This window comes from Pseudoalteromonas shioyasakiensis (assembly GCF_001550135.1).
In the GTDB taxonomy this organism is placed as follows: Bacteria; Pseudomonadota; Gammaproteobacteria; order Enterobacterales; family Alteromonadaceae; genus Pseudoalteromonas; species Pseudoalteromonas shioyasakiensis.
This window is the reverse complement of sequence record NZ_LRUE01000012.1, coordinates 115,720-129,049: the sequence shown is the minus strand read 5'-3', so window position 1 is coordinate 129,049 and position 13,330 is coordinate 115,720. Positions and strand designations below refer to the sequence as shown.

Annotated in this window: 21 protein-coding genes; 3 read left to right on the top strand and 18 right to left on the bottom strand. The window is 42.5% G+C overall.

Annotated features, from left to right (window positions below):
- Positions 1-359 precede the first annotated feature (359 nt).
- The 18 genes from rplQ to PASHI_RS05230 all read right to left on the bottom strand — a co-directional run bounded on the left by rplQ (position 360) and on the right by PASHI_RS05230 (position 11,060).
- Complete coding sequence (gene rplQ, locus PASHI_RS05310) at positions 360-761, bottom strand: 50S ribosomal protein L17 (protein ID WP_004589197.1); 402 nt, start codon at positions 759-761, stop codon at positions 360-362.
- A 39-nt stretch (positions 762-800) separates the two neighbouring features.
- The gene (locus PASHI_RS05305) at positions 801-1,787 is read right to left on the bottom strand and encodes a DNA-directed RNA polymerase subunit alpha (protein WP_004589198.1); all 987 of its coding nucleotides are present in this window, start codon (positions 1,785-1,787) and stop codon (positions 801-803) included.
- Between the two features lie 24 nt (positions 1,788-1,811).
- A complete protein-coding gene (gene rpsD, locus PASHI_RS05300; protein ID WP_036974007.1) occupies positions 1,812-2,432 on the bottom strand; it encodes a 30S ribosomal protein S4 in 621 nt (206 codons plus the stop codon).
- Between the two features lie 21 nt (positions 2,433-2,453).
- The gene (gene rpsK / locus PASHI_RS05295; RefSeq protein WP_036974009.1) at positions 2,454-2,840 is read right to left on the bottom strand and encodes a 30S ribosomal protein S11; all 387 of its coding nucleotides are present in this window, start codon (positions 2,838-2,840) and stop codon (positions 2,454-2,456) included.
- Positions 2,841-2,853: 13 nt separating this feature from the next.
- Positions 2,854-3,210, bottom strand: coding sequence for a 30S ribosomal protein S13 (gene rpsM / locus PASHI_RS05290; protein WP_054562818.1), 357 nt, complete (start codon positions 3,208-3,210; stop codon positions 2,854-2,856).
- Positions 3,211-3,338: 128 nt separating this feature from the next.
- Positions 3,339-3,452 (bottom strand): 50S ribosomal protein L36, encoded by a 114-nt coding sequence (rpmJ, locus tag PASHI_RS21780; protein ID WP_002959476.1) that lies wholly within the window; start codon positions 3,450-3,452, stop codon positions 3,339-3,341.
- Positions 3,453-3,474: 22 nt separating this feature from the next.
- Positions 3,475-4,803 carry a preprotein translocase subunit SecY gene (gene secY, locus PASHI_RS05285; RefSeq protein WP_036974013.1) on the bottom strand — a complete coding sequence of 443 codons (1,329 nt, stop codon included), beginning with the start codon at positions 4,801-4,803 and terminating at the stop codon, positions 3,475-3,477.
- A gap of 10 nt (positions 4,804-4,813) precedes the next feature.
- Positions 4,814-5,248 (bottom strand): 50S ribosomal protein L15, encoded by a 435-nt coding sequence (gene rplO / locus PASHI_RS05280; RefSeq protein WP_054554386.1) that lies wholly within the window; start codon positions 5,246-5,248, stop codon positions 4,814-4,816.
- A 4-nt stretch (positions 5,249-5,252) separates the two neighbouring features.
- Positions 5,253-5,435: a 50S ribosomal protein L30 gene (gene rpmD, locus PASHI_RS05275; RefSeq protein WP_016710201.1), complete on the bottom strand. Its 183-nt coding sequence runs from the start codon at positions 5,433-5,435 to the stop codon at positions 5,253-5,255.
- A gap of 3 nt (positions 5,436-5,438) precedes the next feature.
- Entirely contained in the window at positions 5,439-5,945 is a 507-nt protein-coding gene (gene rpsE, locus PASHI_RS05270; RefSeq protein ID WP_036974018.1) for a 30S ribosomal protein S5, read from the bottom strand.
- A gap of 9 nt (positions 5,946-5,954) precedes the next feature.
- Positions 5,955-6,305 (bottom strand): 50S ribosomal protein L18, encoded by a 351-nt coding sequence (gene rplR, locus PASHI_RS05265; RefSeq protein WP_036974021.1) that lies wholly within the window; start codon positions 6,303-6,305, stop codon positions 5,955-5,957.
- Between the two features lie 9 nt (positions 6,306-6,314).
- Complete coding sequence (rplF, locus tag PASHI_RS05260; protein WP_054554387.1) at positions 6,315-6,848, bottom strand: 50S ribosomal protein L6; 534 nt, start codon at positions 6,846-6,848, stop codon at positions 6,315-6,317.
- A gap of 13 nt (positions 6,849-6,861) precedes the next feature.
- Positions 6,862-7,254, bottom strand: coding sequence for a 30S ribosomal protein S8 (gene rpsH, locus PASHI_RS05255; protein WP_054554388.1), 393 nt, complete (start codon positions 7,252-7,254; stop codon positions 6,862-6,864).
- Between the two features lie 21 nt (positions 7,255-7,275).
- Positions 7,276-7,581 carry a 30S ribosomal protein S14 gene (rpsN, locus tag PASHI_RS05250; protein WP_054554389.1) on the bottom strand — a complete coding sequence of 102 codons (306 nt, stop codon included), beginning with the start codon at positions 7,579-7,581 and terminating at the stop codon, positions 7,276-7,278.
- Between the two features lie 10 nt (positions 7,582-7,591).
- Complete coding sequence (rplE, locus tag PASHI_RS05245) at positions 7,592-8,131, bottom strand: 50S ribosomal protein L5 (protein ID WP_054554390.1); 540 nt, start codon at positions 8,129-8,131, stop codon at positions 7,592-7,594.
- 16 nt (positions 8,132-8,147) lie between these two features.
- Positions 8,148-8,462 (bottom strand): 50S ribosomal protein L24, encoded by a 315-nt coding sequence (gene rplX, locus PASHI_RS05240; protein ID WP_054554391.1) that lies wholly within the window; start codon positions 8,460-8,462, stop codon positions 8,148-8,150.
- 10 nt (positions 8,463-8,472) lie between these two features.
- Positions 8,473-8,841, bottom strand: coding sequence for a 50S ribosomal protein L14 (gene rplN / locus PASHI_RS05235; RefSeq protein WP_010378257.1), 369 nt, complete (start codon positions 8,839-8,841; stop codon positions 8,473-8,475).
- Positions 8,842-9,116: 275 nt separating this feature from the next.
- Positions 9,117-11,060 (bottom strand): AsmA family protein, encoded by a 1,944-nt coding sequence (locus tag PASHI_RS05230; RefSeq protein ID WP_062564823.1) that lies wholly within the window; start codon positions 11,058-11,060, stop codon positions 9,117-9,119.
- A 230-nt stretch (positions 11,061-11,290) separates the two neighbouring features.
- On the opposite strand from PASHI_RS05230, the gene PASHI_RS05225 reads away from it, so the two are divergent.
- The 3 genes from PASHI_RS05225 (at position 11,291) to PASHI_RS05215 (ending at position 13,237) form a co-directional block, all read left to right on the top strand.
- Positions 11,291-11,710, top strand: a complete 420-nt coding sequence (locus tag PASHI_RS05225; RefSeq protein ID WP_062564822.1) for a hypothetical protein — start codon at positions 11,291-11,293, stop codon at positions 11,708-11,710.
- 8 nt (positions 11,711-11,718) lie between these two features.
- Positions 11,719-11,919 carry a helix-turn-helix transcriptional regulator gene (locus PASHI_RS05220; protein ID WP_058586184.1) on the top strand — a complete coding sequence of 67 codons (201 nt, stop codon included), beginning with the start codon at positions 11,719-11,721 and terminating at the stop codon, positions 11,917-11,919.
- Between the two features lie 151 nt (positions 11,920-12,070).
- Positions 12,071-13,237: a hypothetical protein gene (locus PASHI_RS05215; RefSeq protein ID WP_062564829.1), complete on the top strand. Its 1,167-nt coding sequence runs from the start codon at positions 12,071-12,073 to the stop codon at positions 13,235-13,237.
- Positions 13,238-13,330: the final 93 nt, after the last annotated feature.

Sequence of the window (13,330 nt, the reverse complement as noted above, 5' to 3'; positions counted from 1 at the left end):
GAGATCCGAATTGAGATCAACTGTTTTTTGAAGTTTTTATGAAAAAAATGACTGTTCGTGCAAAATACGAACGAAACGGGTGAAAATAGCACTAAATTACTCGTATTATGGCTATTTAGGCAGTGTATTTTATAAATGAGCTTGTTTTTAAGTTGTATAGAAGATGATTTAACTATTAAAGAACGCGAATTGATCTTTATATGTGATCTTAATTGCTAGGTGCTAGGTGCTAGGTGCTTCAAGGTTGTATGGTAATGTTTGGGGTTGATAGAGCTGTTTTATTGGTAGTGAATTTTTAGTAGTGAATTTTAGAAAGTAAAAAGCCGAGCATAAGCTCGGCTTTTTGGTGTCTTTACGACTTACTCTGCAGACTGCGCGTCTTCTTGAACTTCTTCGTTTGTCGCTGGGCGACCAACTAGTTCAATATAAGCCATTGGTGCATTATCACCAGCACGGAAGCCACACTTAAGAATACGAGTGTAACCACCAGGACGGTCTGTATTACGTGGACCGATTTCGCTGAATAATTTACCAACTACTTCATTATCACGCGTGCGAGCAAACGCTAAACGGCGGTTTGCTACACTGTCAGTCTTAGCCAGTGTGATTAAAGGTTCAATTACACGGCGCAACTCTTTAGCTTTAGGCAAAGTTGTTTTGATGATTTCATGTTTCACCAAAGAACCAGCCATGTTGCTGAACATCGCTTTGCGATGGCTGCTGTTACGGTTTAATTGACGACCACTCTTACGATGGCGCATGACCCTATCCTTCTAACTAAACTAATATAGTGATTTAGATTATTCAGCTAGGCTTGCAGGCGGCCAATTTTCTAGGCGCATACCTAGAGAAAGACCACGTGAAGCTAGCACGTCTTTAATTTCAGTTAGAGACTTCTTACCTAAGTTAGGCGTTTTAAGAAGCTCAACTTCAGTGCGCTGAACTAAATCACCGATATATTGAATTTGCTCGGCTTTCAAACAGTTTGCTGAACGTACTGTTAGCTCAAGATCATCAACTGGACGAAGCAGAATAGGATCGAATTCTGGCTTCTCTTCTTTCTCTTCTGGCTCAGTTACATCACGTAAATCTACGAATGCATCTAATTGCTCAGCTAAGATAGTAGACGCACGGCGGATCGCTTCTTCAGGATCTAAAGTGCCGTTTGTTTCCATATCAATGATTAACTTGTCTAAGTCTGTACGTTGCTCAACACGGGCTGATTCAACCGAGTACGCAATACGTTCAACTGGGCTGAATGATGCATCAAGCAGCAGACGACCAATTGGACGCTCATCGTCATCAGAGGATAAACGACTAGATGCCGGCACATAACCGCGACCGCGCTCAACACGAATACGCATGCTGATCTCGCTGCTATCTGTCGTAAGGTGACAGATAACGTGATCTGGGTTGGCAATTGTTACATCACCATCGTGCTGAATATCAGCCGCAGTCACAGGGCCTACACCAGATTTAGTCAGGGTCAGAAAAACTTCATCTTTGCCTTCTAAAGTTACTGCTAGACCTTTAAGGTTTAACAGAATTTCAATGATGTCTTCTTGTACGCCCTCTTTCGCGCTGTACTCATGCAATACACCGTCGATTTCTACTTCAGTTACTGCACATCCAGGCATAGATGATAACAGTATACGGCGTAAGGCATTACCCAAAGTGTGACCGAAGCCACGCTCTAATGGTTCTAAAACTACTTTAGAACGCGTTGGGTTGATAGCGTCGATATCGACTAACCTTGGTTTTAGGAATTCGGTAACAGAACCCTGCATTTTATCCTCTCTTAACTCTTAACTTTACTTAGAGTAAAGTTCGACGATTAGTTGTTCGTTAATGTCCGCAGACAGATCTGAACGCTCAGGTAGGCGCTTGAAGCTACCTTCCATTTTCTTACCGTCAACTTCAACCCAAGTCGGCTTTTCACGTTGCTCAGCCAACTCTAGAGCAGCGATGATACGTGCTTGTGTTTTTGACTTCTCACGAATTACAACAGTATCTTCTGGAGTAATTACGTATGAAGGGATGTTCACTACACGACCATTAACTAAAATCGCTTTGTGGCTTACTAACTGACGTGCTTCAGCGCGTGTGCTAGCAAAACCCATGCGATATACAACATTGTCTAAACGTTGCTCTAAAAGCTGTAACAAGTTTTCACCTGTATTACCTTTAAGGCGAGCAGCTTCTTTGTAGTAGTTACGGAATTGCTTTTCTAATACACCGTAGATACGACGTACTTTTTGCTTTTCACGTAGCTGTAAACCGTAATCAGATAAGCGACCTTTACGAGCGCCGTGCTGACCAGGTGCAGTCTCAAGTTTACACTTAGAGTCGATAGCTCTTACGCCGCTCTTAAGGAACAGGTCAGTACCTTCACGACGACTCAGCTTGAGCTTAGGGCCCAAATATCTTGCCATGTTATTTCTCCTAACCTATTGTTAAACGCGACGTTTCTTCGGTGGACGACAACCATTATGAGGGATTGGCGTCACGTCAGTGATGTTGGTGATACGGTAACCAGCAGCATTCAAAGCACGTACAGCAGATTCACGACCTGGACCTGGACCTTTGATGAAAACTTCTAGATTTTTTAAACCGTATTCTTGAGCAGCAGTACCTGCACGCTCTGCAGCAACCTGAGCCGCGAATGGAGTAGATTTACGTGAACCACGGAAACCTGAACCACCTGCTGTTGCCCAAGATAGTGCATTACCTTGACGGTCGGTAATTGTTACAATAGTGTTGTTGAAAGAAGCATGAACGTGAGCCATACCATCAGCAACTTGCTTTTTAACCTTCTTACGACGAATTGGTGCTTTAGCCATAATCTACCCCACCTTATTTCTTGATAGGCTTGCGAGGACCCTTACGAGTACGCGCGTTAGTCTTAGTACGTTGACCACGTAGTGGTAACGAACGACGGTGACGTAGGCCACGGAAACAACCAAGGTCCATAAGGCGCTTGATATTTAATGTAACTTCACGACGAAGGTCACCTTCTACAGTGTACTTGCCAACTGCTTCACGCAATACGTCAAGTGTTTCGTCTGAAAGTTCACCGATTTTTGTGGTCTCGGCGATACCAGTCGCTGCTAAGATTTCCTTAGAGCGAGTCTTACCTATGCCATAAATAGCAGTTAAACCGATAACTGCATGTTTATGATCAGGGACGTTAATGCCAGCGATACGGGCCACTAACACATCTCCTATATTTGAATTTGGTAATCATCTGTTTGAAAAGCCCGTAAGGATACTCAAACGAAGACCAAATCACAACTAAAAACACAGGCCGAGTAAATAACTCAGCCTGCACGACTGTTTAATTAGCCTTGCCTTTGCTTGTGCTTAGGCTCACTGCAAATTACGCGTACTACACCAGCACGTTTAATAACTTTACAGTTACGGCATATTTTCTTAACGGAAGCACGTACTTTCATTGCTCAACTCCGTAAAATGACCTTATCGACCGTAGCCTTTAAGGTTTGCTTTTTTCAGCACAGAATCATACTGATGTGACATCAGATGCGTCTGTACTTGTGCCATAAAGTCCATGATTACAACAACGATAATCAAAATTGATGTACCGCCGAAATAGAATGGCGTTTGCCATGCCATAGTCATGAATTCGGGCACCAGACAGATAAAGGTTATATACAAAGCACCTGCCAATGTCAGGCGTGTCATCACTTTATCAATGTATTTAGATGTCTGCTCACCTGGACGAATACCTGGGATAAATGCGCCAGATTTTTTCAGGTTATCTGCTGTTTCACGCGGGTTAAATACCAACGCGGTGTAGAAAAAGCAGAAGAAGATAATAGCCGCAGCTAAAACCATCGCATATAAAGGTTGACCTGGAGTCAACGTTGTAGCGATTGCTTGTAGCACATCAGCGACCGGACCTTCACCCTGGCCGAACCAGCTTGCAATTGTACCAGGGAACAGAATTATACTGCTAGCGAAGATTGGTGGAATAACACCCGCCATGTTTACTTTCAGTGGTAAGTGCGTGCTTTGAGCAGCAAATACCTGACGACCTTGTTGACGCTTTGCGTAGTTAACAACGATACGACGTTGGCCACGTTCAAAGAATACAACTAAGTAAGTAACAGCGAATACGATTACAGCAATCAATAACAGTACAAGTACATTCAGATCACCTTGGCGCGCCATTTCGGCTGTCGAACCAATAGCAGACGGCAGGTTAGCTACGATACCAACAAAAATCAGAACTGAGATACCGTTACCGATACCACGTTCTGTAATTTGTTCGCCCAACCACATTAGGAACATAGTACCAGTTACTAAACTCACTACAGCAGTGAAGTAGAAACCGATACCAGGGTTAACAACTAACCCGTCCATCATGCCCGGTAAGCTAGTAGCAATACCGATTGATTGGATTGTAGCAAGCACAAGCGTGCCGTAGCGTGTGTACTGGCTAATTTTCTTACGCCCTTGCTCACCTTCTTTCTTAAGCTCTATAAACGGCGGATACATATGCGTTAATAGTTGCGTAATAATCGAAGCCGAGATGTACGGCATAATACCCAGTGCTAACACTGAAGCTCGCTCAAGCGCACCACCGCTGAACATGTTAAACATTTCAACAATGGTGCCCTTTTGTTGCTCGAAGAAATCGGCAAGTACAGCGGCGTCAATCCCAGGGATCGGCACGAATGAACCTAGACGGTAAATAATGATAGCACCTAATACAAATAGTAATCGACGCTTCAATTCCGAAAGCCCACTTTGTGCACTTTTCATATCTTGACCTGGTTTAGCCATTAGTACTTCCTTAGTCTTCTACCTTGCCTCCGGCAGCTTCGATAGCTTCGCGAGCACCTTTAGTCACTTTAAGACCTTTAACGGTAACTGCGCGTGAAACTTCGCCAGATTTAACTACTTTAACGAACTGGATGTTCTTTTTAACTAGACCAGCTGCTTGTAACGCGTTTACGTCTACTACATCGCCTTCAACTTTAGCGATTTCAAAAAGGTTAACTTCAGTAGATACTAATGATTTACGTGAAGTGAAACCAAATTTAGGTAGACGACGTTGCATAGGCATTTGACCGCCTTCGAAACCAACGCGTACTTTACCGCCAGAACGTGATTTTTGGCCTTTATGACCACGGCCACCAGTCTTACCAAGACCAGAACCAATACCACGACCTAGACGTTTCTTTTCAGTTTTTGCACCAGCAGCAGGTGAAAGTGTATTCAAATGCATCGAATTAACCCTCAACCTTTACCATGTAAGAAACTTGGTTAATCATACCACGCACACATGCTGTGTCTTCTAACTCAACAGTGTGATTGATACGACGTAGACCAAGACCGCGTAATGTAGCTTTATGCTTCGGTAAACGACCGATAGAGCTCTTTACTTGTGTTACTTTTACAGTTTTATTAGCCATGGTTTACCCCGTGATTTCGTCAACGCTAAGACCACGTTTAGCAGCGATTGACTCTGGAGAGTTCATGTTCTCTAGAGCAGCAATCGTTGCACGAACGATGTTGATCGGGTTAGTTGAACCGTATGCTTTTGACAATACGTTCTGTACACCAGTTACTTCTAGTACTGCACGCATCGCACCACCGGCGATGATACCTGTACCTTCAGAAGCAGGCTGCATGTATACTTTAGAACCCGCGTGGCGACCCTTGATTGGGTGCTGTAGCGTGTTACCGTTAAGGTCTACACTGATCATGTTGCGACGTGCTTTTTCCATTGCTTTTTGAATAGCAGCTGGAACTTCACGTGCTTTACCATAACCAAAACCTACTTTACCTGCGCCGTCACCAACTACTGTTAGTGCAGTGAAGCTAAAGATACGACCACCTTTAACCACTTTAGACACACGGTTTACCGCGATTAGCTTTTCAGCCAAATCAGGCTGTTGTTGCTTTGCTTCTACGTTAGCCATTGTCTACTCCTAGAATTGCAGACCGGCTTCACGCGCTGCATCAGCAAGCGCCTTCACACGGCCGTGATATTTAAAGCCACTGCGATCAAAAGCAATCTTTTCGATGCCTTTGTCAGCTGCACGTTCAGCAACCGCTTTACCAACTGCTTGAGCAGCTGCAACGTTACCTGTGCCTTTAACTGTTTCGCTAATTGCTTTTTCAACAGTAGAAGCAGCAGCCAGTACAGTACCCTCAGCAGTAACTACTTGAGCGTAAATGTGACGTGGCGTGCGGTGGATAACAAGACGCGTTGTGCCTTGTTCAATATAATTTCTACGAGTGCGTTTAGCACGACGTAGACGAGCTGTTTTTTTATCCATCGTCTTACCTTACTTCTTCTTAGCCTCTTTACGGCGTACATTCTCGTCCGCGTAACGAACACCTTTACCTTTATAAGGCTCAGGTTTACGGTATGCACGGATGTTAGCAGCTGTTTGACCAACTAACTGCTTGTCTACGCCCTTAACTAGAACTTCTGTTTGGCTTGGTGTTTCAATCGTAATACCTTCTGGTACTTCGAAATTCACTGGGTGTGAGAAACCAAGAGTTAAGTCTAATACTTTGCCCTTAGCTGCTGCACGGTAACCAACACCTACTAACTGAAGTTTCTTCTCGTAACCTTCATGCGTACCAACAACCATGTTGTTGATTAGAGCGCGAGCAGTACCTGCTTGTGCCCATGCATTAGCTACGCCTTCACGAGGTAAAGTTGTAATAACGTTGTCGTTAACTTGTACTTCAACAGCGTCGTTGATAGTACGAGTTAATTCACCGTTTTTGCCTTTAACTGTGATGTCCTGGCCTTTTAATGTAACTTCTACACCGGCAGGAACATTGATTGGTGCCTTTGCTATGCGAGACATAGTTCCCCTCCGATTAAGCTACAAAGCCAATGATCTCACCACCAACGCCGGCACTACGTGCTGCGCGGTCTGTCATTAGGCCTTTAGAAGTTGATACGATAGCGATACCAAGACCACCCATTACCTTTGGTAATTCGTCACGTTTCTTATAGATACGTAGACCAGGGCGGCTAACACGCTGGATATTTTCAATAACAGCTTTGCCTTCGAAATATTTTAAATCGATAGAAAGCTCAGGCTTCGCTTCACCGCTTACAGCGTAATCTGCGATATAACCTTCATCTTTTAATACTTTAGCTACTGCTACTTTCAGTTTTGAAGTTGGCATCGTTACTGATACTTTCTTCGCTGACTGACCGTTACGGATACGTGTAAACAAATCCGCAATAGGATCTTGCAAGCTCATAGTCTTACTCCCGTGATACTATTACCAGCTAGCCTTTTTAAGGCCAGGAATTTCACCGCGCATAGCTGCTTCGCGAACTTTGATACGGCTCATGCCGAATTTGCGAAGGTAACCATGTGGGCGGCCCGTAACGTTACAACGATTACGTTGACGTGAAGAGCTAGAATCACGTGGTAAAGCTTGTAGCTTTAATACCGCGTCCCAACGATCATCGTCAGATGTATTAACATCACTGATGATAGCTTTTAGTGCCGCACGCTTTTCAGCGAACTGAGCAACTAATTTCGCACGCTTTGCTTCGCGCGCTTTCATAGAATTCTTTGCCATAACCCTACCCTTATTTCTTGAATGGGAAGTTAAACGCTTCTAACAACGCACGGCCTTCATCATCTGTTTTCGCAGAAGTAGTGATTGTGATATCCATACCGCGAACACGGTCTACTTTATCATAATCGATTTCTGGGAAGATGATTTGCTCACGTACGCCCATGCTGTAGTTACCACGTCCATCAAAAGACTTAGCACTTACACCACGGAAGTCACGGATACGTGGGATAGCGATTGAAACCAAACGCTCAAAAAAGTCCCACATACGCTCGCCACGTAGGGTTACTTTACAACCAATTGGGTAACCTTCACGCACTTTGAAGCCAGCAACTGATTTGCGTGCTTTAGTGATTAGAGGTTTCTGACCAGAGATTGCTTCTAGATCCGCAACAGCGTTATCTAGGATCTTCTTGTCAGCTAGAGCTTCGCCCACACCCATGTTTAATGTGATCTTTTCGATCTGAGGGACTTGCATGACAGAGCTGAAACCAAACTTCTCTTGAAGCTCAGCAACTACTTTGTCTTTATATACTTCATGCAGTTTCGCCATCATTCTACTCCAACTATTAGATAGTTTTACCAGTAGATTTAAAGATACGTAATTTCTTACCATCTTCAATCTTGAAACCTACACGATCTGCTTTACCCGTTTCCGAGTTGTAGATCGCAACGTTTGATACGTCGATAGACGCTTCTTTCTCAACAATACCGCCAGCTTGGTTCAACTGAGGAACAGGCTTTTGGTGCTTCTTGATTAAGTTGATGCCTTCGACAAATACTCGACCAGATTCAGCAACAACTGAAAGCACTTTACCGCGCTTACCTTTGTCTTTGCCTGCTAGTACGATTACTTCGTCATCACGACGGATTTTTGCTGCCATGATAGACTCCTTATAGTACTTCTGGTGCTAGTGAAACGATTTTCATGAACTTTTCAGTACGAAGTTCACGAGTCACAGGGCCGAAGATACGAGTACCAATTGGCTGTAAGTTATCGTTTAAGATAACAGCCGCATTGCTATCGAAACGGATCAAAGAACCGTCCGGACGACGAACGCCTTTTTTAGTACGCACAACTACCGCGTTTTTAACATCACCTTTCTTCACTTTACCGCGAGGAATAGCTTCTTTTACAGAAACTTTGATGATATCGCCAACCGCTGCATAGCGACGGTGCGAACCGCCAAGGACTTTAATACACTGCACTTTGCGAGCGCCGCTGTTATCAGCAACGTCCAGCTGAGTTTGCATTTGGATCATGTTAATGACCTCCGGTGTAGAAATTACAACACGCCTTAATTTTGTTTAAAATCAAGACATTTCGGTTAAATTCCACTCAAAAAACAAGCAAGTTGTCTCTTAAGGGCGGGCAATTGTAGCAGCAATGGCAAGGAAGTGGTAGGTTATTTTTTAATTAATTTGGAATTAATCGTAATGCCTGCATTGAGGAATTACAGCAGCTTGCTGTAATGTTATTGATTATAAAACAAACAGGGCGAAAATGCGCCCTGTTTTTGACTTTAATTAAATTTTTATTAATTACCAAATAGACCTTTTAACTTGTCTTTAATTTTATCTTTGGCTTTTTCTTTGACTTCTTCTTTCGCCGCATCACTGACATCTAAGCTATAACCAACATCATGGAATGGGCCTTTGATACGCAGTGGAATTTTAAAGCCGGTACTGTCATCTGTCGTGCCTTGCCCTTCGATTGAATCAACTATCCCCGTTACTAAGCGATAGTCTACATTCGTCATAGGTAAATCAACTTTACCTGAGCCTGTAATGCGAATAAGTGGGCTAAGTAGTGACAAGTCTTTATTTTCACCAACACCGTTAGTGAATACAAAACTACCCTGCAATGCTGAGAAGTCTGTTTGCTGTGAGTTATCAAAGCCAGTATCTAAACCTTCTGATACTGCGCTTAAGTTACCTTTGATTAGCTCTTTTGCTTTACGAACCATCTCTGCAATATTGGCACCTTTTACCGCACCATCAGCAAACTCAAAGCCTAACTTACCATTTAAAGCATTGATAAAGCTCTTTTGGCTTTGACCTGTGGTCGTTAGATCCCAGTTTAGAGAACCTTTACCCATTAACTTATCGAAACCAGCCGCATCAGTTAGCAATGGCTGCGCATCAATTTTATCTAAAGAAAAGTTAGTACTAATTTTATAAGGTGTTTGCTTGGCGTTAACGGTTATCACACCTTTACCATTGCCCTCATAAGCAACAAACTTGTCTAGACTGATTTTAGCCACTGCATTTTTTAGGTTCACCGTTAACTGGTTTTCACCAAGGGTAATATCATTTGCTTGTAAGCCACTTGAACGCACGACTACATTTGCATCAAGTGCATTTAAGCCGCTCATATCAATTGCAGTATCATCCCAAACAATTGGTTGTGCTGGCGCATCTGCTGCAGGCTCTGCTTGTTCTTCTTTAGCTACGCCCTCTGGTAGGTAAGGGTTTAAATCAAGCATGCCTAAATCAATATCGGCATTCACAGCTAAGCGGTCACCAAGCTTAATATCGCTTTTACCTTTAATTTGCAGCTCATCTAGGGTGGCAAGTAGCTCAGTAAGCTTAAACTGCTGTCCTTTTAGGTGCATTGACCCCTTTACATTAAAGGCATTAAACGCATTTTCTTTTGCATTAAGCTCAACACCTTGCCAACTCGCAATATTTTTTACTGAGTCACCACTGACAGAAAGAAGCCCTTGCACGTCATTACCCATTTCTGCAATTGCACCTTTAAAATTCAAATCGACTAAGCGTGAATCAACCTCAGTGCTTACATTAAAGGTTTCGCCTTCAATCGCTTTAACAGGTGTATCTAGCGTGACATCTAAATCAAAGCGCTCACCCATATAGGTAATACCGCCTTTTAATTCTAAGGTCTTACGAAGAGAAGGTAATAAGATTGCTAATTCTAAATCGCTTATCTGTTGCTTTGCCCCGGTTTTGCCATCTAGATAAGTGAAAGTACCACCGTAGATTGCTACTTCACCAAGTTCGATATCAAAGTTATCTGGTAAGTTAACAGCGCCAGAACTCTTTTGCTGCTCTGTCTGTGGTTGCTCAGCAACCGCATCAAATAGTTGCCAGTTTGCTTTACCATTTTTATCGGTTTCTAACAAAATCGTTGGTTCGTTAATCACAAATTTATCAAGCTTAAACTCACCGCCAAATAACGACATCCACGGGATACGGATAGCAAGTTGCTGCATGCTTGCCATATCTTTTTGCGAGCCTGTTTGCATATTGGCAAAGTGCACATCATTCAATTCGAGTTTTAATGATGGAAATACCGACAGCTTTTTATCGCCATTAATAGTCAGACTACGACCTGTGGTTTGTTCTACTTGCTCCGATACTTTATTAAATATCGCGTCTGTAGGTATTAGGAATGGTGCAGCGACTACCAATGCAATCAGTAATACGAAGATGACACCAACGATTTTCAGTAAGGTTTTCATAATCATCCTTAAAAATGGGCAAACAATGTTCTTATCATAGCGGGAGTTAGGCGTAATTGCATTGCCGAACACACAAAAAGGTTTGTAAACAAGCTTAGGTACAAGAATATGAATCAGCGCTGAAACTTTTTGATACCTACAGGTTACAAAAAGTTCTTGACCAAATGATACCCTAGGGTCACATTGATACCTGTAGGTTACATTTGAGTTTAAAATAAAAGGAAACGATTATGTCTATGCAAGATATCAAAACGGAAGAAAAGTTTATGAGTCATAACGCATGGTTTTCAATATTCATGGGAGTCACGTTATTAATTATTAGTGTTTACCCAATGCTCAAGCAAACATCAGCACCGTTACTGCTTATTGGCGGTACCGCATTTTTAGGCTCTTTCTTTATGTTTGTGATTAGAGGGGGATTTACATGGAAACTTGGTTATCGCCTTACGTATAAGGATGAGTTTTTAAATACGATTGATACCATCGCTTATAAACATGTAGTGCTTGGATTGCTTTTTAGCATGGGGGCTATTTTTTTATTCTCTGATGAACTTGCTTTAAATGTATCTCATAGCATGATGGCCACATTTTACCTTGCTTTGATGTGTTTGATATATGGCGTATCAATTCTTTGGCAAAGTAGAGACTAGGTATAAAAGTGCAAAATAGTATCGCTAAATTCCGCAAAGAAAAGGGGTTATCGCAGCAAGAACTTGCTGATGCCATTGCAGTATCACGTAAAACCATTAGCACAGTTGAAACAGGCCGCTTTATACCCTCAGTGATTATCGCGTTAAAAATTGCTGCTCACTTTGAACTCAGTGTTGAGCAATTATTTACACTCGATGACAATGATTAATTAACCACGTTAGTCGCAATCTTACTTATAAATTATCAGTAAGATTGCATCATTTCATTACTTCGGTATGATGCACGGCCCTGTTGTTTTTGCACCCTGTGTACTAAAATTAAACAACCCAATTTGGTCAAAACTGGAGTATCGATTAAGCATGAAGAAACTGCTTATTTCACCGTCAAAAATGGCGCTTGGCGAGCAAGAAAGTCAAATTTATCAAAATATCCTCAAGCAAGCCTCTGATATCAGCTTAAACCTTATGGCAGTTAAAGTAGAAAACCACCCTGAAGACTTTTTAGGTTGGTGCTATGAGCTATTAAGTGCAAGCCGTGATCGCATTAACTACGATCTGTTAGAAGATAAGCAATTACCCACTCTTAAAAAACTTCATGACTTATTAATTTCTGCAATCAGTTTTTTGCAGTTAAAAACATTAAGGGTTGCGCCATGGCCTGTTATTGCAGGCTTCATCGAGCAGCATAAAGAGCTTGTAGCCCTTGATGAGCAATTACGTTTAGCTAATTACATTGCTGCAATTAAATCGCAATCCCTAAAAGAGATGATCCCAGAAGACCGTTTAGCGTTTTCAGGTAAACACAGTGCCTCGCTTGATCCAAGCAGCTATAACTTCGACGTTGAATGGTTTGCTTCTACTAAGAACGCAAAAGGTTTCCACCAAATGTTGAGTGATTTACCAGGTGCGTTCGATGAGGCGCTTGTACACATTCCACTTGAGGGTGAAGTAACGCAAGAACATTATCAGCATTTTATTGTTGCTTACTTCATGGCATTTAATGGCAGCGATGAAAAGCCAACGCTTGCTCCTGCTACTCGCTTGCTTGCGATGCGCCGACCTGACGTGTTTACACCAATCGTAAATAGTAAACTTGATGCCCTTTGTGCGGCATTAGGCATTACTAAGCTTAATAACCGTGATTTTGAGCGCTACTGGCAAGATGTTGTTGAAGCCATTCATAGCATGCCTTGGTTCAAAATGGCCAGTGCAGCAAATGAGCTTGAACAATCTCTGGTTGAAATCAAAGCCCTATTGCCTTGCTTCTTTTATTATGCAGATAAAAGTACCGCTGATAACTCTAACTATATTAAGTTGTTAAACAAACCTAAGAGTACCACAAGCTCAGCAGGTAAAAAGACCGTACGCCGTGGCAAAGAATCAGCAGAGATACTGGTGGACCGCGCATTAGCAAGTGATGATATCCCTGAACATATCAAAGCTAAGCGCGATTCAATCATCAGTGAAGTTGAAAAAGGCCGCAGTGTTGAAGAAACCATTACTCTAATGCGTGCAATTTTCGGCTAAGTTACTCTCAAATAAGCAAAACCCGGTTGCTTCGCAATTGTGCAACCGGGTTATTTTTTGCACCACACATGTGCGCATGAACAATTCAAATAA